This window comes from Halomonas profundus, assembly GCF_020865425.1.
GTDB classification, from domain to species: domain Bacteria; phylum Pseudomonadota; class Gammaproteobacteria; order Pseudomonadales; family Halomonadaceae; genus Vreelandella; species Vreelandella titanicae.
This window is the reverse complement of record NZ_CP086344.1, coordinates 2,313,073-2,334,815: the sequence shown is the minus strand read 5'-3', so window position 1 is coordinate 2,334,815 and position 21,743 is coordinate 2,313,073. Positions and strand designations below refer to the sequence as shown.

Below are 21,743 nucleotides of genomic sequence, written 5' to 3'. Positions count from 1 at the left end.
GCAGCTATTTGTGAAGTAGCGCCAGGAATCAGGATATATCCTGATAAATCTCGTAGGGTGTCTTCAGCTCCCCGGTACCATCATGGCGTTCAATGGCTTCATTGATGATTCCCTGCATTTCCTCGCCATCGATACCGGCACCACTTGCCACGTTATTCACCCAGTTATTGACCTGCTCGGGTTGTACCAGGTGACGCGCCCTATCGATTTGCTCATCGTCCCACTTCGAGAATTGAGCGCCCTCAGCCATTGCCTTGCGTACACGGTCTTCCGCGATGCCCGAATAGATTTCCCGGTACTTGCCCTGGTAAATTTCATCGGCCAATTCCTGCATGACTTGCTTTACGTCATCAGGCAATTGATTCCAGACATTGATACCGATCACCGTGGCCGAAGGGCCGTGAGGACCGGCGCCGATTTCGGTGATATACGGCGCGGCTTCATGCAGGGCGTAACTGATTGCGGTAATGAAATCAAAGCCGTAGGCGCCATCCAGCACGCCGCGCTCCAGGGCTGAATAGACCTCCGGTGCCGCCATGGGAATGGCACGCCCTCCCAGGCTTTCCACCACATCCGTGCCCACCCCATAACCTCGAATCCGCTTACCCTTCAGGTCTTCGATCGAGTGGATGGGATCGCGTGTTATCAGCGGGCAGTAATACCAGTTCGTCCAATACAGCACCTTGGATTTATGGCGTGTTTCCCACTCCTCCCGCAACGGCTCATAGCGCTGGTACACATCGCGGCACACCTTCAGTAGGGCATCCGCACGATCCATCTTGTAGTACCACTCGAGGCCACGGGTAACCGGCAAGTCGCTCTGGTAATAACCGGGGGAGATCAACGAAATTTCCGAAATACCATGCTTGATGGCATCAAGGTGGGCACCCGCCTTGTTGAGCGATTGCGCCCAGTAATAATCGATTTCAACGGCACCGTTGGTTCGCTTTTCCAGCTCCTCCAGGAACCACCGATCCAACACCGAAGGAGAAGCGTGTTCGGTCACATAAGAATCATACTTAAGCCGCGTGCTTGTTTGAGCAAACAACGTACTAGGCATCGTTGTCAGCGTCAGCGTGCCACCAATGGAAACAGCACTGATCTTCAAGAAGTCTCTTCTTTTCATGATTAACTCCTGACATCTTTTTGCTTTATTAGCATTATTATAAAACCCGAGTTTTTCTCGGCAGGAATAGATACTTAGTGTTATTGATTCATTATTGGCAAAGCATCATATAACTCATCCTAGCCGCTCCAGGTACGCTACGGTATACGTAGTACTACGTATCCAAGTAGGGAGTTTTACAGCCCCCTCTGAACTGGGTTGAAACACGCCAGGCCACCCCATGCTCAATCTTCCAACTGTATGATTTTTGATACTAATTCAGCGGTATTGCGACACCCCAGCTTCTTCATTATCTTGGCTCGGTGCGCTTCTACCGTCCGATGCGATATATGCAGCATCCTACCGATTTCCTTGCAAGTATGACCATTCGCTATATAGCTGGACACTTCGAGTTCGCGCATGGTCAAGTCATTAGATTTATCCCGGCCCACATTGATTTTCATGAATGACCAAACAGCTAGTTCAAAGGGAGCGTCGGGGGTTAACGTATTACCTATCGTTTTAGTCCAGAAAACTTCTCCGCGGCTATTACGCATGAAACGTTCATCAATACACTTCTTGTTCTGCAAAAGATCCTTATAACGAAGATCACCGATTGACTTGAAATCCGCATAAGAAGGATAAAGTTTCAACATCAACTGGCCGATCAACTTCTGTTTTTCATAACCAAAGAGATCACAAAAAGCATGGTTGCACTCCAGCACACGACGGTTCCTGGTGACGACAATGGCACAAGGCGCATGTTCAAACGCCACCTGAAGAAGATCTCTGCCTAGCACCGTTGCATTCATCGCTGATCACCGCCGCTGTTATCTGGGCATGCCATTATTGGCATACCACGCTCATTGACAGGTCCACCCCCCATCGATAGGCAGCGTGGTGCCGGTCATATGCGCCGCCTGGTCACCCGCCAGGTAATAGACTAACGCCGCCACATGCTCGGGAGGAACCAACTGGCCTGTAGGCTGTTTCTCCGTCACCAGATTGTGTACTGCCTCATCCCGTGAGCTTCCCAACAGGGCCATTCGCTGCTGGATCTGGGGCCACAGAATAGGCGTATCCGTCCAGCCGGGAGAAATGGCATTGACCGTAATATTCTGGGTCGCCGTCTCCAGTGCCAGTACCTTGGTAAGCCCCACCACACCATGTTTGGCAGCCACATAAGCAGCTTTATTGGCGGAACCCACCAACCCATGTACCGAAGAAAGGTTGATGATACGCCCCCATCCTGAATGGCGCATGTCCTCAACCGCGTGCTGAATGCACCGGTAAACCGCCGTTAGATTGATCGCTAGAATGTCCAACCAAGTGGCCGCATCAAACTCCTGTATGGGAGCCGTTTTCTGAATACCGGCGTTATTGACCAGAATATCGACCCGCAGCCCTTCTTCACGGAGATCCGCAAATAGCGCGTCAATGGCCGAAATTTGCTTCAAGTCCGCTTGAAAGTAATGGACAACAGGCGCACCGGCTTGGCGCAGTTCCTCGACGAACCGGGTAACAACCGTATCGCTTTCAGCGCGGATGTCATGAACGATCACCGAGTCCCCCTGGCCTGCGAATTGGTGGCATATCGCACGCCCGATACCGCCCAATGCCCCGGTGACCAGCAGGGTTCTAGACGCGTGAGGCGTTGTTACCGTTGAGCTTGTTGCTGTATTTGTCATCGCCGACATTGTCATTGTCCGCTCCCGGCCTTAATCGACACGTTGCAAGAGGCTGGCGTAATTGGCCACCGCCAGACCGCCCATATTGAAGACAGCACCCGTATGCGCATCCGCAATCTGGCACCCGCCCGCTTCACCCAGCAATTGGCGTGCCGCCATGACATGCATGGAAACCCCGGTGGCACCGACCGGATGCCCTTTGGCCTTCAAGCCACCGGAAGGGTTGACCGGCAATCGGCCATCTTTCATCACCCACCCTTCCTTGATGGCGCGTGCGCCTTCGCCATAAGGTGTCAAGCCCATGCTTTCATAAATCATCAGCTCCGCGATGGTGAAGCAATCATGCACCTCCGCAAACGAGAGCGAATCGAGCGTCATGTCGGCCTCGCGCAGCACGTTCTGCCACGCTCTGGTCACACCATCGAAGACTAACGGATTACGCTGCTGCATGGGCATGAAATCCGTGACCTGGGTGCGCGCAAGGAAACGCACCTTTTGTGCGGCGGCATCCGCCACATCCTTGGACGAGACCACCACCGCCGCCGCCCCATCGGAAACGGGAGAACAATCGGTACGCTTCAGCGGTGCCGCCACCACCGGGTTCTTTTCCGATACAGCCTCACAGAACGCCACGCCCACGTCTTTCTGTAGCTGCGCATAAGGGTTATGCACCCCGTTGGCATGGTTTTTCGCGGCAATACGTGCCAGTGCTTCCGTCTGGTCGCCGTAGGCCTCGAAATAGCGGGCCGCCACATCGGCAAACACCCCCGCAAACCCCGAACGTTGATGCCGGGTTTCCGGCTGGTAACTCGCCCCCAATAGCCCTTTACCGATCCGGGAAGCATCGGCATCGGTCATTTTTTCGGCACCGATCACCAGCACATTGCGGGCCAGGCCCCCCTCGATCAGATTGATCGCCTGATGCAACGCCGCCGAGCCACTGGCGCAAGCATTCTCTACCCGGGTAGTCGGCTTGAAACGCATGTCCGGCAGCGCGTTCAGCACCAGCGATGCCGGAAACTCCTGATCACACATGCCGCTATTAAAATTCCCGATGTAGACAGCATCGATATCCTTTGCCTCCATCTGTGCCGATGCCAATGCCTCGACCGCGGCCTCGCCTATCAGCTGTTCGAGCGACTGCTCGAGTTTACCGAAGCGTGTGTGCCCACCGGTGCCAATGATATAAGTACGCATGGAACGAACTCCCTAGCTGGTGACGCCATCGAGCCGCTTGCGCAGCTCGGTTTTAAGGATCTTGCCGTAGGCATTCTTGGGCAAGTCAGTGAGGAAATGGTACGACTTGGGGCGTTTGAAACGCGCCATCCTGTTAAGGCAGAACTGATCGAGCGCCGTGGTATCGAGCGAGACCGAGCAGGCGATGAACGCCATCACCACCTCGCCCCACTCGGCATCACGCTGCCCCACCACGGACACTTCTTTGACCCCGGGAAATTGCAACAACACCTCTTCCACTTCACGTGGATAGATGTTCGTGCCACCGCTGATAATCACGTCCTTCAGGCGATCCGTCAGGTAGAGAAAACCCTGCGGGTCGAGATGGCCTATATCCCCTGTCCGCAGCCACCCATCACGCAGCGTTTCTTGTGTCGCGGCAGGGTTATTCCAGTAGCCCGCCATCACCATATCGCCACGCACACAGACTTCCCCCTCTTGGCCGCAGGGCAGGCAGCTACCCTCCTGATCCTGGATAGTGACTTCGAGCTGAGGATGCGACTGGCCCACTGGCAACAAGGGCGAGCCCTCGGCATCCCCGCTCAAGCACTGCGGCGTCAGTTGATGGTGCTGCCCCTTGCCCAGGAAGGTAATGGTCATGGGGCTTTCCCCCTGTCCATAGATCTGCACCAGCCGGTGCCCGAATACCCTTAACGCCTCCTCGAGATCCTTGGCGTACATGGGGCCGCCGCCATAGGTGATGGTAGCGATATGTGCGGCACTATACTCAGGCTGGTGCGCCGCCAGGTAGTCCAGCACGCGACGGATCATCGTGGGGGCCAGGAACATGGAAACGTGGTCATGGCCCGCCAGGGTAGACACGAAACTCTCACCCGAGAACTTCAAGGAACCGGGAATGACATTGGCGCCGCCTGCCATCAGGTAAGGCACGATATACAGCCCTGAACCGTGGGACATGGGGGCAAAATGCACCAGCCTGCTTTGCGCCGTCACCGGTTCGATGTTGGCCGCATAGCACGCCGACATGGCCGCCAGATTGAGATGGGTCAGCGTCGCGCCCTTCGGCTTGCCCGTGGTACCGCTGGTATAGAATATCCATGCCGGTGCGTCAGGGGCACGGAAAACCGGTCGATCGAAGCTCTCTTCATGAACAAGACCTTCCGGCAGCATGGGGGGCAAAACGAGTGTGTCGGTGAGGGCCTGGGCTACATCATCACGTTCGCAGAACACGATGCAGCTGCCGCTATCATCCGCAATGTAACCGACTTCCGCCACGCTCAGCTTGGCATTGACCGGCACCACCACCAGGCCCGCGTACCAGGCGCCGCATAGCAGTTCGATATAGACAGGGCTGTTGGGCAGAAAGAGGGCGACTCGCTCCCCCGGCGCTAAGCCTTGCCGGGCAAAAAACGTTGCCCAGCGCCGGGCTTGGCAAGCCAGCTCAGCGTAACTGAGCGCCGGCACATCCCCCTGGTAAGTCGCGATACGATGAGGAAACCTAACGGCATTGACGGCTAGGTAATTGGCCACATTCAAGGAGCATTCTCCTGCTTTAGTTATTATTGCTCCTTTAGGCTAGGGGTTGTGGCTACCTAGTGATATACGTAGTAATACGAAGCCCGCTAGACTAATAGTCTAGTGTCGGTGCTGGCATCACCCCTGATCTCATGATGGGAAGGCCGACCCACTCACTACAATCTCAAGCGCTGAAGCGCCGTCCACCTTAAACCAAACCCGGAAGTCAAATGTTTAGCCGTCCTGAGCGGTAATCACCAACACATCGCCTTTTAGCATCATGGGGGCAATAACAGCGCCACCTTTACTATCAGGGCTCATGCCAACACGGACCGCTTGGCGCGTCAGGGTGTCGATAAAGCAGACGCGGGCTTTGGGGGCGTATTTTTTGATGTTGGCGGTGTTTTCAGGCCGCTTGTGTGGCTTTGAGATGTTCTGGTTTATCTATATACAGCTGTTCTAGGCTTAGGAAAAAGCCGCTGGACTGACTCTGGCCGCACTCTAGCCGTGACTGAGTCAGTAACCGTGAGCTTTCAATGGAAACCGGTGCTGCCAGCAGGATAAAAACGAATAAGATGTGGCAGTCATTCTTGTGCGCGTAGCCCACCCTGCCCCGAGTGCCTGGGCGACTTGGCGAAGCATCGCGCGCTGATCCTCAAACAGGATCATTATTGGCTCCTTGCACCAGTCATCAGATGTTGCGAGAGCTGTTCAGCGGCCACTTTGCTTTCACGGGGATGGCCCAAACGTATGGCATCTACCAACGCTAACATCGCATAAAGTTCTTTATCACGCCGTACAGCGTAAGTTGCCGTTTTGAACAACGGCTCTACCGCCGGACCTTTACTATTGCCTCGCGGGTCAGGCCAAACCAATAGCAACTCACCCGCACTGTAAATTTGGCCTTTTAACACCGGTGCTGCAAAAGTGGTGGCAATTCCACGCGTAATTTCACCAGGCCTAGCTGGGAATACGTAGCGCAGACCATGCACAATAAAATCAAATAGGGCTCTGACATTCGCACGCGGCACGCCGGTTTTGCGATCTTTTCGCACGAGGCCAACCTCGATGCAGCGTTTCAGCGATAGGCTGATTTGGCTTTTGCTTATCCCTGTTTCAGCTGCCAAGGCCCTTACGCTGTAACACTCTTTAAGTCGCAAACGATGAGCCAAGAAAGCGGCTGGGATACCGAGCCCCAGCCCAGGTGTTCTTAGGTGAATACTCAGGAGCACTAGAAACCACAGGTGCTGCACTTATTAGCTGAATTCAGAACCGAACCCACTCACAACCTATTCAAGTGACACAAAAGCTTCTACGGTTTGGAAAATCTGTGAAACTTAATCTTTAATGCCAGCATAAAGCGCCAAGTAGCGGTTTTTGGAAGGTAGTAGATGCTGGCGACACAGGTCAGACAAGCGTTCGCGGTCTTCGTCGCGAATGGCGTCAATCATCAATTGGTGTTCATTTCTGGCTTGAGCCAGAGCATCGCGATCCGTAATCGCGATAAAGCGGATGCCATGAGCCTTCTGGGCGAACTCATTAATAGTAGCGTACAAATATTCATTCCCGCAGGCTCTGAATAAGGTGCGGTGAAAAGCGATGTTCATATGGAATACTTGCCTTAGGTCGTGAGCATTCACGGCTGAGCTGTGCTGCTGATGAACATCTTCAAGCTCTGAAAGCCATTCCTGCGGAGCTGGCAGGGGCAGTCTACTCACTGCAGCTAATTCGAGAATCTCGCGCATAGCGTAGATGTCCTCGACCTCTTCCGGCGGATAACTCCGGACGAAAGCACCTCTGTTTTTGATGCGCTCAGTTAAACCGATGTTATCGAGTTGGAAGAGAGCCTGGCGAACAACGTGTCGCTTGCAGTCGAAGCGCTCCATCATGGCCTCTTCGACCAGCCGCTCACGCGGGTGCAGTCGGCCGAGCACAATGTCCTCTTCTACAGCGGCCACGATGTCATCGACACCGTTTGCAGGTGTAGAGGGTTGAGTCTCGGCGCCACTTACAGTGGGCGGCTGGGCAGTTCGGTTCATGATCGCTTTCTCAGCATTCTTTGCGGTGCATAAGGAAAATAAGTGTATCAAACTCGCTTTCAGGCTTCATTCTGTCTTGGTATCCGGCACGTAGGTTCAGGCCGACAGGCACGGAAATCGCACCCTTGTTCGGCTTGAAGGATTTGCTCCATAAACAGACGCCGATAGCCCAGCAGTGGCGCTCCGCCCTCCTCCCCCTTGAGGGGTTGGCGTCTAGCATCGAGCACCTTGTTATCCACTTCTAGGTTCAACTGATTGTTAGCAACATCAAGCGATATGAAATCGCCATCGCGTACCAACCCAAGCGGGCCACCCTCAGCGGATTCTGGAGAGACGTGGAGCACAATAGTACCTGCTGCGGTGCCACTCATGCGCCCGTCAGATATGCGAACCATATCTTTAACGCCTTGAGCGGCGAGTTTCTTGGGAATCGGAATGTAACCCGCTTCTGGCATACCCGGTGCTCCTTTGGGCCCTATGTTCTGTAGTACTAGCACGTCGTCAGCTTGCACATCCAGACCCAGGTCATCAATACGGTTAGCCAAGTCTTCTAGACCTGTGAACACGACAGCACGACCGCGGTGAGTCATAAGATCGGCCGAGGCAGCTGACTGCTTAATAATGGCGCCAGACGGTGCCAAGTTACCACGCAAGACTGCTATACCACCCTGGGCGTAGACCGGGCTTTGCATTGACCGCACGACCTTTTGATCGATGAGATGGACGGCGGCATCGATGTTCTCGCCCAAGGTATGGCCATTGATGGTCATGGCGCTCAAGTGTAACAACGGTTTTAACTCACGTAGCAAGGTGGGCAGGCCGCCTGCCCGATGCAAATCTTCCATGTACCCTTCTCCTGATGGTTTGAGATCCATCAGTACAGGGGTTTCCTGGCTCATTCGGTCAAATGCCTCAAGATCGATATCGATGCCCAAGCGCCCTGCGATAGCGGTCAGATGAATCAAGGCATTAGTGGAGCCGCCTAAGGAGAGCAGTACGCGCAAAGCATTTTCGAAAGCTTCAGGAGTAAGAATTTGATCTGGCGTAACGCCTGCGTGTGCAAGTGCAACGGCCTGCGCACCTGACTGTTCGGCAATGCGTTGCCGATCAGCGTAGACAGCCGGCGCAGTGGCGCTATTGGGTAGCATTATTCCCAGTGTCTCGGCTAGGCAGGCCATGGTGCTTGCGGTGCCCATTACCGAGCAAGTACCCACGGTAGGGACCAGCTTGTCGTTGACTTCGTTAATTTCTGCTTCGTCGATGTCATTACCACGGTAGGAGGCCCAGTAACGGCGACAGTCGGTGCAGGCTCCGACGCGAGTACCACGGTGTGAGCCTGCAAGCATGGGTCCGGTGACGACTTGGACTGTTGGAACACCAGCGCTAGCGGCGGCCATCAACTGTGCGGGTACGGTCTTATCGCAACCGCCGATCAGCACCACGGCATCCATCGGCTGGGCACGAATCATCTCCTCCGTATCCAATGCCATAAGGTTACGCAGGTACATGCTGGTGGGGTTAGCGAAAGATTCATGAAGAGTAATGGTGGGAAAGTCTACTGGTAAGCCGCCAGCGAGCATGACGCCACGTTTAACGCTCTCGACCAATCCAGGCACATTGCCATGACAGGCATTGTAGCCACTGTAGGTATTGGCAATCCCAATGACCGGACGCGAGAGCGCATCATCCGTATAACCCATGCCCTTAATGAAGGCCTTGCGCAGAAAGAGCGAAAAGTCTGCATCGCCATAGTTGGTTAGTCGGTTGGACATGCCCAAGGTGGGGGCTTCAGATGTCGATTCATGACGCTCATTGCCGTTGCTATTGTTTTTAAAGTTCTGGCTCATTGCGGTTTCCTCTACTTTATTCGCGGCTTCTCGGAGGTGTCTGTAAATACGGCTCTCGATCCTCAGGCTAGGCGGTATAAATCTAGCTGGCAAGATTATTAATAATATTATTGACAATATTATTGATGTGCAACTACGTTGGATAGTGCAAGCACGCCTTGCTCAACCATGTGCATCACAACGACAAACAGCACTTGAGGTAATAACAATGAAAATCCGTAGCATTTACACAGCGTCCCTACTATCCGCCCTGATACTTTCAGGCGCCGCTCAGGCGGAGTATTCAGCAGCCGATGAGATTAAGGTGCTTCAAGGATTTAAGGCAGGTGGAGGCAGCGATACCTTGGCCCAGTTGACCCAACCATTTTTGCGAGAATCCCTGGGCGTGGAATTTATTAATGAATACATTCCCGGCGCCACAGGCGCGATTGCATGGACGCGGCTAACCCAACAGTCGGCAAATGATGGCAGCGTCATCAGCATCACCAATACCCCGATGCTGATGACGAACTACATCATGAATGACGCTATTAATTACTCAATCGACGAGCTAACGCCCATCGCCAACGTGGTAACCGACCCAGGCGTTATCGTGGTGCCGGAAGACAGCCCCTATCAAACAGTGGAAGATTTTCTCGCTGCTGCCGAGGAACGCCCCGGTCAGATTACAGTGGCAAATTCAGGCGTCGGCGGTGATGACTTCTTTTCAACCATCATGATTGAGAAGGCAACGGGGCTTTCCTTCCAAAAAGTCCCTTTCCAGGGCGATGGCCCCTCTGCGACAGCAGCCCTGGGAAGCAAGGTCGACGCCAGTTTCAATAACCTTGGTAATGTCTATGGCCACATCCAGTCGGGCAGCCTTCGCCCCCTCGCCGTCTTCACTAAAGAGCGTCTGGACATTCTGCCTGATGTGCCCACCATGATTGAGAAAGATATAGATGTCGTGGCCGGCTCTTCACGCGGTTACAGCGCACCAGCAGGCATTCCAGATGAAGCACGCGATGAGCTTATTGCTGCCTTTGAAGCCCTAAAAGATAACGAGGAATTCCAGCAGACGGCTCAGGAACGTGCCATGAATCTCGACATCCAGACCGGTGACGACTACGGCCAGATGATGCAAGACATGGAAGGCCAATTCGAGGAAATCTGGGCAGATGTCAAAGATGAGGTCAACCAGTAAGTCGCTTAACCGGCAGAGGGAAATGGCGAATCGACAAAGGGGTATGAAATGAACATAAGTCGTCTAGTCTTAGGATTTTTTGCCATTGGCATAGCAGCGACCTTTTATATCACTGCGATGGGCTATCCGGCTAAGGCGGCGAACATGCCCCTTATCTATTCGGTTGCCGTCGCATTGTTGGGAGCGGCGATGGTGGGCCAGGAAGTATTCAGTATCCTGCGTCAGCTCTCGGCCGAGGGAGCAGCAACCTCCAATACTGCCGCACCAGAGGAGGAGAGCGTCAGCGGCCAAGCTAGGCACCGCAAGCCATGGAAGGCAATGCTGATTTTCTTATTGGCCGCCTTCTACCTCTACACCATTTCGATAACAGGATACCTGATTGCCACTGTTGGTTTCATGGTAGTGGCGTTAGCGATGATCGGGCATGTTTCATGGCGCTTCGCCGCCATAGGCATTGTGGTGTTGGTCGCGGTGGTGTGTGCGGTTTTCATCGGCTTTCTAGGCCTGCCTGTCCCGCTACTGCCGCCTCTGTTTTCCTCATAACGACAATTAGAGCACCCCTTATTCCCGGCTCGCATGGCTTAGAAAGACATTGCAGCGCGCTGGGAGGGGGTGCCTGACGCAGGCTTCTGGAGTCTAGTCATATGGATAATCTTGTTTTGGTGGGCCTGACCAACGTCATCACGTTCACCAATATCTCCCTAATACTTGGCGGCACCCTGCTGGGGCTGTTTGTAGGCGCCATGCCGGGACTCTCGGCGACCATGGCGTTGGCGCTGCTGTTACCTCTAACCTTTGGCATGAATCCGGCCTCGGGTCTCAGCATGCTGGCTTCGCTCTATGTGGGGGCCTCCTACGGTGGCTCTATCGCCGCCATTCTATTGAAGACGCCAGGCACCCCTTCGGCCGCGGCGACAGTACTTGATGGATTTCCGCTATCGCAACAAGGCCAGGCCGGAAGGGCATTAGGAGTGTCGCTCTTCGCTTCTTTTATCGGGGGGCTGCTGAGCGGCATCGCCCTACTCACTGCAGCGCCGTTGCTTGGCGTACTGGTACTCAAGTTCGGCCCTATCGAGCTGTTCGCGATTGCTGTATTGGGTATCACCATCATTGGCTCTTTATCACAAGGCTCAGTCGTCAGTGGCCTGCTTTCTGGCACCCTGGGATTACTGTTGAGCACAGTAGGTATGGATCTCATCACCGGCACGCCACGAATGACCTACGGGGTCATTAACCTGTTTTCGGGTATCGAATTCACCGTCGCACTGATCGGTCTGTTCTCGATCCCGCAAGCGCTGATATTGATCGAGAATGCCCATGGTGCTCAGAAGGTGGCAAGCAAAATCACCGATAGGTTGATTCCGCCTCTCGCTGAGATTCGCCGCTTGTTACCCAATATCTTCCGTTCCAGTGGCATCGGCATCATCACTGGCCTAATTCCCGGTACCGGCGGCGATACTGCCAGTTGGTTCGCTTACAACGAAGCCAAGCGCTTTGCCAAAGATAAGAGTCGCTTTGGCAAGGGAGACATTGCGGGTGTCGCTGCACCTGAAGCGGCCAACAATGCGGTGGTGGGTGGTGCCTTGATACCCACCATTGCTCTGGGTATTCCTGGCAGTTCCTCTACTGCCATTCTGCTAGGTGCGCTAATGGTTCAGGGCATCCTGCCCGGCCCTAACCTGCTGACTGACTATGGCGATGTCACTTACACCCTCATCTGGGCGGTGATTTTCGCCAACATAGGCCTACTGCTGGTGGGGCTACTGTTCACTCGGCTCTGTGTAAGCGTAACGCGGGTACCTGACAGCTTCGTGGCCTGCTCCATCATCACGCTGTGTGTGATTGGTGCCTTTGCTATCAACAATAGCTTGTTTGAAGTTGGGCTGATGCTGGGCTTTGGGCTGTTTGGTTACTGGATGAACAAAGCCGGTGTCTCACCAGCGCCAATGGTGATCGGGCTGATTCTGGGGCCGGTCATGGAGACCAGTTACCAACAGTCAATGCTGATCGGGCAAGGCAACCTGAGCATCTTTTTGACCAGCCCCATTGCCGTGGTGCTGTTATGCATCGCCGCTTTCTCGATCCTGCAACCGACCCCCCTCTTTCGCTGGCTGCGGGTTGCACTGCGCCAGCGTACTCAGCCTGAGTGACCTTACTCTCAATTCGAGGATTCATCATGACAACGATAACCGAAGTACGTACTCGAACGGTCAATGTACCGCTAGACAACCCCACCAGCTTTTCTAATCGACAGGTACTTAAGCGAGATTATGTACTAGTGGAAGTGGTGGGTGATGATGGCCATATAGGCATTGGGTTTTGCTATGGCGGCAATAATGCTGGCTCACTAGTGGCAAATGCGGTACGGGAACTGCTGAAGCCGGTGCTGTTGGGAGCGGACGCTCATTCGACCGAAGCACTGTGGCAAGCGATGTATCAGGAATCGCTTCTTCATGGCCGCAGCGGTTCGGTGATGCGTGCCATCAGTATTTTGGATACCGCGCTGTGGGACCGTAACGCTCGGGCAGCGAAACTCCCGCTCTATAAATTTCTGGGCGCCAGCGACACCCTCAGCGTGCCGGCTTATGCCAGCGGAGGCTACTACCTAGACGGCAAAACGCCCGCGATGCTTGGCGAAGAGATGGCAGGCTACGTGTCAAAAGGTTTCACCGCGGTAAAGATGAAAGTGGGACGAGAAGACCTAGCGGGAGAGGAAGCTCGCTTGGCGGCGGTTCGCGAGGCGGTGGGCCCAGATGTACAAGTAATGATGGATGCCAACAATGCCTGGCGGGATCTGCCGTCGGCGTTAGCCTTCATGCGCATGGCAGAACCTTATAATCCGTTCTGGATCGAGGAGCCCTTTAGTCCCGATGACATTGACAATCATCGCCGCTTAGCGGAGCGCACGCCAGTTCCGGTAGCCACCGGTGAAATCGAAGCGGGACGCTGGCGCTTCAAGGAGCTGCTGGACAAAGAAGCAGCCATGATTTTGCAGACTGATGCGGCGGTTTGTGGAGGCATCACCGAGTTTCGGCGTATCGCCGCCACGGCTGCCAGCTATGGGGTGGATATTTATCCGCACTGGTTCCACGACTTGCATATCCATCTGGTGGCATCGGCGCCAAACGTGAAGATGGTCGAGTTCTTTGCCGACGATCAGGTGCTTAACTTCAGGCGCCTTGTGGATACCCAGTTGGAGTTTGCCGACGGACAATTGCTACTGCCCACCGCACCCGGACTTGGTTTTGGCTTTGATCAGGCTGCGCTTGAGCGCTATGCCATCGAGCCCTGGCAATAACGACCTTACAACAACAAGGAGAATATCATGTCCCAAGCGAGTGGAGACGTCTGGTCACCGGTGATTACCCCCTTCGGCGCCGACTTGGCGCCGGATACGCAACGTTTTGTGGCGCACTGCCAATGGCTGGCCTCAAATGGTGTCGGCTTGGCCGTGTTCGGCACAAATTCTGAAGCCAACTCAATGACGGTGGGCGAGAAACAGGAGCTTTTAAAAGCGCTAGTGCATGGCGGTGTCGATCCCTCCAGGATTATGCCCGGCACCGGGAGCTGTACAATTGATGATTGCGTGGCGCTGACACGCGAGGCAGTGGACAGTGGCTGTGCCGGTGTGCTGATGCTACCGCCCTTCTACTATAAGGGTGTTAGCGATGAAGGCTTGTTCCGCTATTACAGTGAGGTGATCAATCGCATCGCAAATTCGCGCCTACGGATCTACCTCTACCATATCCCGCCGGTCACTCATGTCCCGCTCTCGTTTGAACTGATCGAGCGTTTACGTGACGCCTTCCCGGGCATTATTGCTGGCATCAAGGACAGCGGCGGAGACTGGGAGCACACCAAAGGGTTAACCGAGCGCTTTGCTGGGCAAGACTTTGCTGTGTATGCCGGCAGCGAGCGGTTCTTGCTGGATACCCTACGAGCAGGCGGTGCTGGCTGCATTAGCGCCACTGCCAACGTCAATCCGGCCGCCATCGTTGAGTTGGCCCGGCATTGGCAGGCGGACGATGCCGACGTTCATCAGCAGAACCTCAATGTTATACGCGACCTATTTGAAAAGTACCCACTGATCCCTGCCATGAAGGCGGCAACAGCTTACTTCTCAGGAAAAGACGCTTGGCGGCGTGTGCGCCCGCCTTTAGTAGAGCTGGAGGAGCAGCGTGTATCTGAACTCGTGTCTTCGCTTAAAGCGATAGGATTCCAGATGGAAGGCATAGGTGAGGCGAGCCATGGATGAGCAAACGAAATCGTGGCGTATTGTCGCTGTACGACGGCTCAGTGAAGCCCAGCTTGAGGCACTTTCCGAAGTTGCCGAGGTCGACTATTTCGAGGACGTGGACGAATCAAACCGTGCTGATTTCATGGCAGCGCTTTCCAGAGCTCATGGCCTAATCGGCGGTAAGCTAGAACTCAATGAGGCAATGCTAGCCGAGGCGCCTGCGCTTCAAGTGGTATCCACCATTTCAGTGGGCTATGACCACCTGCCCCTTAAGGCACTGAATCAACGCCGCATTCTACTCTGCAATACGCCAGATGTGCTTACCGAAACCACTGCCGACACAGCATTTATGCTAATCATGGCGACCCAGCGGCGGCTAGTCGAACTGTCCAACCTTGTCCGCGATGGCGGCTGGCGAACACATATCGGTCCCGAATACTTCGGTATTGATGTACACGGCAAAACCCTAGGCATCGTGGGTGCTGGTCGCATTGGTGCGGCGATTGCACGACGGGGAGCGTTGGGTTTTGGTATGCCCATTCTCTATACCGCCGCCTCATCCAAGCCTGCGCTTGAGCAGCAGTTAGGGGCGAAAAGGCGTGAGCTGAATGACCTGTTAGCTGAAGCAGATATCGTCTGCCTCAGCGTGCCCTATAACAGCGATACACATCACTTAATTGACGCAGATGCTCTAGCACGGATGAAAACGACGGCTGCCCTAATCAATATAGCGAGAGGTAAAGTGGTCGACGAGCCAGCACTGATCGAGGCACTCCACTCCGGCGGAATCCGTGCAGCTGGGCTTGACGTGTTCGTAGAGGAACCGCTTCCACCCGATTCGCCACTGGCGGCCATGGACAATGTAGTGACGACTCCACACATTGGCTCGGCGACCCATGAAACACGTGAGGCCATGGCACAGTTGGCAGTCGATAATCTGCTGGGCACGCTGATCGGCAGCGGCCCGCTTACCGCGGTTAATGAGCATGTCTGGCGACGGGCTGATGCTATTGAGGAAACATAATGCCTCGCCGCCTACAACACATCTTGTGTCTTGATGATTTCGAGCGGGCCACTCAGCGGCATTTAGTCCCGGCCGGTTTGTCGCGGTGGGGAGCGTCCATGAACTGCCCGAGAACGCCCACCATTGTGACGATGACAGCACACCGCGCTGAAGGTCATCGGTGAAGCGGTCAGCGAGGAGCTGCATGTGGTGCCCGCCCGGATCGAGGTGATCCGTCATGTGCGGCGTCAAGATCGCCCCAGCGCCCGCCAAGCATGAGGTTGCTGTGACATCTCCAAATACGATGATGGCGTGACATCACAGAAACTCCGGACAAGTGTCACCTATATGCCACTTATAAAACGCTAACAAACAAAAACGGCCACTGTAGCAATTAGCTAAGTGACCGTTTTATATGTTCTTGGTCGGAGCGACAGGATTCGAACCTGCGACCTTTGCAACCCCATTGCAACGCGCTACCAAGCTGCGCCACGCTCCGCTGTCTTTATTGGCCGCTACATCTTTGCCTCAAGACGGTGCGTATACTAGCGGTTTCTTGCATAAATGAAAAGCCCTTATAGCGCTTTCTTTTCAAGTATTTGTCACACACCGCTATAAATCTCATCACCCTTTATGGCTTACGTTGATCGGCTTCAAGCAGCAGATAAGCCATTGCGTCATATACACCGGGGGCCGTTACGATTAAATGATCCGGGTAGATATCTTCCGGCACCGCTGAAGGTACTGGGTATAGATGCCCTACTCGCGCGCCGGCTTCCCGTGCAATAACCCAGCCCGCAACGAAATCCCAGGGCGAGACACTCTCGTAATACGCATCCAGACGACCGCAGGCTACATCGCATAAATCGAGCGCTGCAGCGCCATTACGACGCATGTCTTGGCACTCAAAAAGCACGGCTTCCAACCGCTTCAAAAGGTGCTTACGCTCCTCTTTACGGTAGGGAAATCCTGTCCCTACCAGGGTGTGCGCCAGTGAATCCGCACTGCTTGGCTGTATGGTTTGACCGTTGCAAAAAGCCCCAGAGCCTTCTGCAGCACTAAAGGTCTCACCTAAAAACGGTGCATGAACAACGCCCACCTTGGCAACGCCCTCTTCCATCCAGCCAATGGAAACCGCTACGTGGCGAAGCCCTTGAGCAAAATTAACAGTGCCATCAATAGGATCCACCACCCACAGCTTAGGTGCTGTTTCATGCAAAGCGCTTTCTGGAGCAAGCTCTTCACTCAGCCGCGCTTCCCCCGGAAAGTGCTCCTCCAGGCGTTGGCTAATGAGTTCATCCACGGCCACATCCACGTCGGTGACCAACTCATTATCCTTTTTTAAGCGCTGGGCAAAGCCTTGCTGCTCCCGCGCCTTGATAATCATCTGCCCAGCTTCTTCGGCAATAGCGATAGTAATTTCAAGACGTGCGGCTAGTGTGTGGTCGCTCATTGAATCTCCCTTTAGAACGCGATGATACTGTGAGCTTCTACCATAAGCCGCCGGGATGTAATTTTCGAGTCATACTGACTTGCGCTTGCAATGGTTAACGCAATACGTCTACCAATACATCCACCACGATGCGCGTAGCGGCTTCAATTAGCACCACATCGGCACCAACACGCTCCCACTCATAGCCTGGGTAGCGCGGCAATTGAGATGCTAACTGGCCGTCAAAACGCTTGGCGATACCTGGGGGCAAAGGTTTGCCACGCTCAAGGTTGCGCTGAATACCTGGCGGCAACGATTCGGCTCGCGGTGCGTCATGCCGGCGCAGCAGTTGGCGCAGCTCACGTTCGTTAATGCGTGGTAAATCAACTCGCTCATCGCGGAAGTGACCAGGTCGGTTAGATTCATGTTGCTGGTGCTGGCCCTTATCGCGGGCACCGTGAGCCGGGGCATGGTCAGGCTGAGCAAAGGCTGCGCTATTAACTAGCAATGCGCCAAGTGCGCTTATGGCAATCAGTTTGATGGGCTTCACTGTAAGCTCCTCGCTTAAGGTCAGAGTTAGCAGTGTACTCGGTGAATAAGTACGAAGTGTGGAATTAAAAAGGAGCCGAAGGCCCCTGACAGAATAAATATATATAAGCGAATATCAGTCACGGCAGCTTGCAGGCAAGAAACGCGTAGGAATAGCATTAGACGCAGCGGGGCGGCACACCCACTCTACAGATCCACTATTATTATCGTTATTTACTTTAGGCTCGAAAACTAGCCGCGTGCCAACTAAAGCATCTACAACACCTTCACTCTTCATAGTCACGACGATCCCAACGCCTTGCCCATCTAACGTTTTTACATTCACACTATTTACGTAGCTTCCTTGGATTTGAGCGGCAGCAGACAAACCAGCTTGATCATTACCTTTAGGCCAATCACCTGTTGTCATATAGTATTCTGAGACTGCTGTCTTAGCTGATGATGCAAGACTAATGGCCTCACTCACCTGAGCCCGACCCACATAGTTTTGATACTGCGGCACAGCAATAGACGCCAATACACCAATAATCGCGACGACGATCATCAGCTCAATCAGCGTGAAACCGCCTTGGATGGTGTTACGAGAAATTGGCTGTGCAGCATTCTGCATGAAGGCATCTCCTGTGGGGTGAAGGAAAAGCCTTTTTAAGGATCGTGAATCCTTAAAAAGAATTAGAAATCGTTGAAATTAAACTAACTTAAATGGTCTACTTTTACAACGAACCTTATTAATATGATCAGCTTAGCCGACTACCGCTTTAACTACATGAAAGGATTAGTCATTTCATCCCTGTAAACGCTAGTTTATGGTACAAGTAACACGCTTATATCGATGTAAAACAGGTTTTTTGATGAGCCAGCCCTCCTTAGAGTCGACGTTAAGCCACGCCTCCGCACATGGCGGCCTGCGCGGCATTGCCCAGCGCTTGGTCAAGCACGGCTTGCTGACCAACGCCCAGGCCGCAACAGCGGAAACAACCGCCTCGGACTTGGAAATATCGTTACTGCAGCATGTGATCGAAAGCGGCCTGGTCGACCCTAACAAAGCCACACTAGCAGTTGGCTGGGAGTATGGGCTTCCAGTCATTAACCTGGAGGCGGTGCGGCTTACCTCACTGCCTCCCGCTGCAGACTATCCTGTCAAAGTACTGCAGAGCCTTAACGTTTTGCCATTAGCGCGCCACGGTCATCGCCTCACGGTGGCGGTGCCCTACCCCGCTACATTGACGCAACTGGATGAATTGCAGTTTGCAACAGGCCTGAGCATTGAAGGTATCCTCGCGCCCGTTGATCAAATCACTGTCGTTCTCAATAGCTACCTTGCTCACAACGAGCGCGGCATGCTGGATGAGTTGGACGATGTGGTCAGCTCGCTGAGCATTATGCAGAACAACGGCGGTAACGATGTACCGCTGGAAGAGTCTTCCCAAAATAGCGAAGATGCACCCATCGTTAAATTTGTGAACAAAATTCTGCTAGATGCTATCCGCCGAGGCGCCTCCGATATCCATTTCGAACCTTACGAAGCGCTTTACCGAGTACGCTTTCGGGTTGATGGAATGCTCATAGAAGTGGCACGACCACCATTCGCCATGCGCAATCGTATCGCGGCCCGGCTAAAAATCATGGCCCGCCTTGATATTTCCGAGCGCCGCCTGCCTCAGGATGGCTCGATAAAACTCAAGCTTTCGCGCACCCGCTCCCTCGATTTCCGGGTTAATTCGCTGCCTACTGTCTATGGTGAAAAGTTGGTGCTGCGAATATTAGACCCTACCGCAATGCAGCTGGGTATTGAGCAACTTGGATTTACCGACGAACAACGGCGCCATTATGAGTACGCCTTAAAACAACCCCAAGGCATGATTCTAGTAACCGGCCCTACCGGTAGTGGTAAAACCGTTTCGCTGTATACCGGCATTAATATTCTTAATAAAGTGGAACGCAATATTTGCACCGCCGAAGACCCGGTTGAAATCAAAGTCGCGGGTATCAATCAGGTGAACGTATTGCCTAAGATCGGCCTCGATTTTGCCAGTGCGTTAAGGGCGTTTCTGCGCCAAGACCCTGATGTGGTCATGGTGGGCGAGATTCGTGACCTTGAAACAGCCGAAATTGCCGTCAAAGCGGCTCAGACAGGCCATCTGGTACTTTCCACGGTGCATACCAACTCGGCAGCTGAGACACTGACTCGACTGGCTAATATGGGAGTCTCTTCGTTTAATATCGCCAGCGCCGTTAGCTTGATTGTTGCCCAACGGCTGGCTCGTAAACTATGCACACACTGCAAAGAGCCCATTGACATTCCCCACGAGGCGCTGCGCAAAGAAGGCTTTAGTAGCGAAGAAATCCATCAGGCAACGATCTACAAACCGTTAGGTTGCATGCACTGTACTCACGGTTATAAAGGTCGAATTGGCATTTATGAGGTAGTGCCGATCACCGAAGCGATGCGTCAACTAATTATGCGTGATGCCAACGCCTTAGATATTGATCAACAGGTGCGCAAGGAGGGCTATCCAAGCCTTCACCGCAGTGGGTTACTGAAAGTCATGCAGGGTATTACCAGCCTGGAAGAGGTTAACCGAGTGAGCAAGGAGTAAGGCATGGCTAAAACGGCACGTCGACGCCAAACGCCCGCCATCAAGCTAGCGCGCTGGAAATGGATCGGTAAAGGCCCCCAGGATAGAGCGCTAAGCGGTGAGATGATTGGCCGCAGTAAAGCCGAAGTAGCCGCTAAACTCACCAAGCAAAATATCGTTATCCACCGGATTAGTAAAAAAGCCAACCTAGGCGGCAACGGCCGAATTAACCCCAACGATGTTATGGTCTTTGCGCGCCAGATGGCCACAATGGTTCGCGCTGGTATCCCCTTGCTACAGGCGCTTCAAGTGGTGGCAGAGAGCCTCAAAAAACCTGCTATGGTTGCCCTAATGCAACAGATGATAAGCGATATATCATCGGGCTCCAGCTTCTCTGATGCATTGAACCGTCACCCCAAACACTTTGATCGCCTGTTTGTTAACCTAGTCAGCGCTGGCGAGCAGTCAGGTGCGCTGGATCAAATGCTTGATCGTCTTGCGACCTATAAGGAGAAGGTTGAGTCGCTGAAAGCGCGAGTAAAAAAAGCGCTTTGGTACCCCACCACCGTTATGACGATTGGCATTGCAGTCACCATGCTGCTATTGATTAAAGTAGTGCCTGAATTTGAAAGCATGTTCCAGAGCTTTGGCGCTGAACTTCCAGCACTGACCCAGTTGACCGTGAATTTATCCGAGCTTGCCCAGCGTTATTGGCTAGTGGCACTCGGCGCAGTGTTTGCTGCCATGTTCCTGCTCAAAATAAGCATTCAGCGCTCGCCCAATGTCGCCTACCGCATGCACGCACTGCTGCTTCGGTTACCGGTCATTGGCGACATCGTGCATAAATCCGCGATCGCGCGCTTTTCTCGCACGTTAGCGACGACCTTTGCCTCCGGTGTACCGCTCGTAGAAGGCTTAGATACCGCCGCCGGTGCCACCGGTAATAAAGTGTACGAACGCGCGGTGGTACAAACGCGCCAGGACGTAGCCACCGGGCAACAGCTACACTTCGCCATGCGGATGACCAACCGCTTTCCCCCCTTGGCAATCCAAATGGTCAGTATCGGTGAAGAAGCGGGGTCGCTGGATGCCATGCTTAATCGTGTTGCCGATTACTACGAAGAAGAAGTCGACAATAAGGTCGATGCTCTTACCTCGCTCATGGAGCCGGTTATTATTGTAGTACTGGGCGTGCTCGTTGGCGGTGTGGTTGTCTCTATGTACTTACCCATTTTCGACTTGGGCGCAGCCCTCTAAGCACCAAATGCTTAGGCTCTGTCAGAAAACTGGCTGCGCTCGACCATACGGCGTTAAAAATCGGCTCAAAGTACTCATTTACACCATGTAAACTCCGTCTTTTCGCCGATTTTTG

Annotated in this window: 20 protein-coding genes, 1 tRNA gene and 1 pseudogene; 10 read left to right on the top strand and 12 right to left on the bottom strand. The window is 53.8% G+C overall.

Annotated elements, in window-relative coordinates:
* Positions 1 to 28: 28 nt before the first annotated feature.
* The 6 genes from LMS44_RS10440 to LMS44_RS10415 form a co-directional block, all read right to left on the bottom strand.
* Positions 29 to 1,126 carry a C4-dicarboxylate TRAP transporter substrate-binding protein gene (locus tag LMS44_RS10440; protein ID WP_498947247.1) on the bottom strand — a complete coding sequence of 366 codons (1,098 nt, stop codon included), beginning with the start codon at positions 1,124 to 1,126 and terminating at the stop codon, positions 29 to 31.
* A gap of 224 nt (positions 1,127 to 1,350) precedes the next feature.
* Positions 1,351 to 1,917 carry a LuxR C-terminal-related transcriptional regulator gene (locus LMS44_RS10435; RefSeq protein WP_022523573.1) on the bottom strand — a complete coding sequence of 189 codons (567 nt, stop codon included), beginning with the start codon at positions 1,915 to 1,917 and terminating at the stop codon, positions 1,351 to 1,353.
* 51 nt (positions 1,918 to 1,968) lie between these two features.
* On the bottom strand, positions 1,969 to 2,808 hold the full coding sequence (locus tag LMS44_RS10430) for a 3-hydroxybutyrate dehydrogenase (protein ID WP_022523574.1): 840 nt from the start codon (positions 2,806 to 2,808) through the stop codon (positions 1,969 to 1,971).
* 15 nt (positions 2,809 to 2,823) lie between these two features.
* Entirely contained in the window at positions 2,824 to 3,990 is a 1,167-nt protein-coding gene (locus LMS44_RS10425) for an acetyl-CoA acetyltransferase (RefSeq protein WP_022523575.1), read from the bottom strand.
* A 12-nt stretch (positions 3,991 to 4,002) separates the two neighbouring features.
* On the bottom strand, positions 4,003 to 5,520 hold the full coding sequence (locus LMS44_RS10420; protein ID WP_223828143.1) for a class I adenylate-forming enzyme family protein: 1,518 nt from the start codon (positions 5,518 to 5,520) through the stop codon (positions 4,003 to 4,005).
* A gap of 653 nt (positions 5,521 to 6,173) precedes the next feature.
* Entirely contained in the window at positions 6,174 to 6,632 is a 459-nt protein-coding gene (locus LMS44_RS10415; protein WP_051430439.1) for a hypothetical protein, read from the bottom strand.
* Between the two features lie 32 nt (positions 6,633 to 6,664).
* Between LMS44_RS10415 and LMS44_RS10410 the strand changes: the two are divergent.
* A pseudogene (locus LMS44_RS10410) lies at positions 6,665 to 6,769 on the top strand (IS30 family transposase); the annotation flags it as partial.
* Positions 6,770 to 6,842: 73 nt separating this feature from the next.
* On the opposite strand, the gene LMS44_RS10405 reads toward LMS44_RS10410, so the two are convergent.
* Both LMS44_RS10405 and LMS44_RS10400 read right to left on the bottom strand, forming a co-directional pair.
* Positions 6,843 to 7,544, bottom strand: coding sequence for a GntR family transcriptional regulator (locus tag LMS44_RS10405; protein ID WP_022523580.1), 702 nt, complete (start codon positions 7,542 to 7,544; stop codon positions 6,843 to 6,845).
* 59 nt (positions 7,545 to 7,603) lie between these two features.
* Complete coding sequence (locus LMS44_RS10400) at positions 7,604 to 9,391, bottom strand: IlvD/Edd family dehydratase (protein ID WP_138800346.1); 1,788 nt, start codon at positions 9,389 to 9,391, stop codon at positions 7,604 to 7,606.
* Between the two features lie 208 nt (positions 9,392 to 9,599).
* Here LMS44_RS10400 and LMS44_RS10395 point away from each other — a divergent pair, with 208 nt between their 5' ends.
* The 7 genes from LMS44_RS10395 (at position 9,600) to LMS44_RS10365 (ending at position 16,090) form a co-directional block, all read left to right on the top strand.
* Positions 9,600 to 10,571: a tripartite tricarboxylate transporter substrate binding protein gene (locus tag LMS44_RS10395; RefSeq protein ID WP_022523582.1), complete on the top strand. Its 972-nt coding sequence runs from the start codon at positions 9,600 to 9,602 to the stop codon at positions 10,569 to 10,571.
* A gap of 48 nt (positions 10,572 to 10,619) precedes the next feature.
* The gene (locus LMS44_RS10390) at positions 10,620 to 11,114 is read left to right on the top strand and encodes a tripartite tricarboxylate transporter TctB family protein (RefSeq protein WP_022523583.1); all 495 of its coding nucleotides are present in this window, start codon (positions 10,620 to 10,622) and stop codon (positions 11,112 to 11,114) included.
* A gap of 101 nt (positions 11,115 to 11,215) precedes the next feature.
* Positions 11,216 to 12,721 carry a tripartite tricarboxylate transporter permease gene (locus tag LMS44_RS10385; protein ID WP_022523584.1) on the top strand — a complete coding sequence of 502 codons (1,506 nt, stop codon included), beginning with the start codon at positions 11,216 to 11,218 and terminating at the stop codon, positions 12,719 to 12,721.
* 26 nt (positions 12,722 to 12,747) lie between these two features.
* On the top strand, positions 12,748 to 13,869 hold the full coding sequence (locus LMS44_RS10380; protein ID WP_022523585.1) for a mandelate racemase/muconate lactonizing enzyme family protein: 1,122 nt from the start codon (positions 12,748 to 12,750) through the stop codon (positions 13,867 to 13,869).
* 27 nt (positions 13,870 to 13,896) lie between these two features.
* The gene (locus LMS44_RS10375) at positions 13,897 to 14,826 is read left to right on the top strand and encodes a dihydrodipicolinate synthase family protein (RefSeq protein ID WP_022523586.1); all 930 of its coding nucleotides are present in this window, start codon (positions 13,897 to 13,899) and stop codon (positions 14,824 to 14,826) included.
* The gene (locus LMS44_RS10370) at positions 14,819 to 15,832 is read left to right on the top strand and encodes a 2-hydroxyacid dehydrogenase (protein ID WP_022523587.1); all 1,014 of its coding nucleotides are present in this window, start codon (positions 14,819 to 14,821) and stop codon (positions 15,830 to 15,832) included. Before LMS44_RS10375 ends, LMS44_RS10370 begins: the two co-directional genes overlap by 8 nt.
* 147 nt (positions 15,833 to 15,979) lie before the next feature.
* Positions 15,980 to 16,090 (top strand): IS66 family transposase zinc-finger binding domain-containing protein, encoded by a 111-nt coding sequence (locus LMS44_RS10365; RefSeq protein ID WP_309599316.1) that lies wholly within the window; start codon positions 15,980 to 15,982, stop codon positions 16,088 to 16,090.
* A gap of 143 nt (positions 16,091 to 16,233) precedes the next feature.
* Here the strand turns inward: LMS44_RS10365 and LMS44_RS10360 are convergent.
* The 4 genes from LMS44_RS10360 to LMS44_RS10345 form a co-directional block, all read right to left on the bottom strand.
* Positions 16,234 to 16,310, bottom strand: a tRNA-Pro gene (locus LMS44_RS10360).
* 132 nt (positions 16,311 to 16,442) lie between these two features.
* Positions 16,443 to 17,264 (bottom strand): inositol monophosphatase family protein, encoded by an 822-nt coding sequence (locus LMS44_RS10355; protein ID WP_159176760.1) that lies wholly within the window; start codon positions 17,262 to 17,264, stop codon positions 16,443 to 16,445.
* Between the two features lie 94 nt (positions 17,265 to 17,358).
* On the bottom strand, positions 17,359 to 17,793 hold the full coding sequence (locus LMS44_RS10350; RefSeq protein WP_009286595.1) for an anti-virulence regulator CigR family protein: 435 nt from the start codon (positions 17,791 to 17,793) through the stop codon (positions 17,359 to 17,361).
* A 114-nt stretch (positions 17,794 to 17,907) separates the two neighbouring features.
* Complete coding sequence (locus LMS44_RS10345; RefSeq protein ID WP_201304213.1) at positions 17,908 to 18,402, bottom strand: pilin; 495 nt, start codon at positions 18,400 to 18,402, stop codon at positions 17,908 to 17,910.
* A gap of 241 nt (positions 18,403 to 18,643) precedes the next feature.
* Between LMS44_RS10345 and pilB the strand changes: the two genes are divergently transcribed.
* The gene (gene pilB, locus LMS44_RS10340; protein WP_159176759.1) at positions 18,644 to 20,392 is read left to right on the top strand and encodes a type IV-A pilus assembly ATPase PilB; all 1,749 of its coding nucleotides are present in this window, start codon (positions 18,644 to 18,646) and stop codon (positions 20,390 to 20,392) included.
* 3 nt (positions 20,393 to 20,395) lie between these two features.
* A complete protein-coding gene (locus LMS44_RS10335; protein WP_159176758.1) occupies positions 20,396 to 21,628 on the top strand; it encodes a type II secretion system F family protein in 1,233 nt (410 codons plus the stop codon).
* The last annotated feature ends 115 nt before the right edge of the window (positions 21,629 to 21,743 follow it).

Excerpts from the sequence above, each read along its gene's own strand:
- LMS44_RS10370 (WP_022523587.1), top strand. The coding sequence starts at position 14,819 with ATGGATGAGCAAACGAAATCGTGGCGTATTGTCGCTGTACGACGGCTC.
- LMS44_RS10390 (WP_022523583.1), top strand. The coding sequence starts at position 10,620 with ATGAACATAAGTCGTCTAGTCTTAGGATTTTTTGCCATTGGCATAGCA.
- pilB (WP_159176759.1), top strand. The coding sequence starts at position 18,644 with ATGAGCCAGCCCTCCTTAGAGTCGACGTTAAGCCACGCCTCCGCACAT.
- LMS44_RS10405 (WP_022523580.1), bottom strand. The coding sequence starts at position 7,544 with ATGAACCGAACTGCCCAGCCGCCCACTGTAAGTGGCGCCGAGACTCAA.
- LMS44_RS10440 (WP_498947247.1), bottom strand. The coding sequence starts at position 1,126 with ATGAAAAGAAGAGACTTCTTGAAGATCAGTGCTGTTTCCATTGGTGGC.
- LMS44_RS10375 (WP_022523586.1), top strand. The coding sequence starts at position 13,897 with ATGTCCCAAGCGAGTGGAGACGTCTGGTCACCGGTGATTACCCCCTTC.
- LMS44_RS10395 (WP_022523582.1), top strand. The coding sequence starts at position 9,600 with ATGAAAATCCGTAGCATTTACACAGCGTCCCTACTATCCGCCCTGATA.
- LMS44_RS10385 (WP_022523584.1), top strand. The coding sequence starts at position 11,216 with ATGGATAATCTTGTTTTGGTGGGCCTGACCAACGTCATCACGTTCACC.
- LMS44_RS10400 (WP_138800346.1), bottom strand. The coding sequence starts at position 9,391 with ATGAGCCAGAACTTTAAAAACAATAGCAACGGCAATGAGCGTCATGAA.
- LMS44_RS10380 (WP_022523585.1), top strand. The coding sequence starts at position 12,748 with ATGACAACGATAACCGAAGTACGTACTCGAACGGTCAATGTACCGCTA.
- LMS44_RS10430 (WP_022523574.1), bottom strand. The coding sequence starts at position 2,808 with ATGACAATGTCGGCGATGACAAATACAGCAACAAGCTCAACGGTAACA.
- LMS44_RS10345 (WP_201304213.1), bottom strand. The coding sequence starts at position 18,402 with ATGCAGAATGCTGCACAGCCAATTTCTCGTAACACCATCCAAGGCGGT.
- LMS44_RS10355 (WP_159176760.1), bottom strand. The coding sequence starts at position 17,264 with ATGAGCGACCACACACTAGCCGCACGTCTTGAAATTACTATCGCTATT.
- LMS44_RS10425 (WP_022523575.1), bottom strand. The coding sequence starts at position 3,990 with ATGCGTACTTATATCATTGGCACCGGTGGGCACACACGCTTCGGTAAA.
- LMS44_RS10335 (WP_159176758.1), top strand. The coding sequence starts at position 20,396 with ATGGCTAAAACGGCACGTCGACGCCAAACGCCCGCCATCAAGCTAGCG.
- LMS44_RS10435 (WP_022523573.1), bottom strand. The coding sequence starts at position 1,917 with ATGAATGCAACGGTGCTAGGCAGAGATCTTCTTCAGGTGGCGTTTGAA.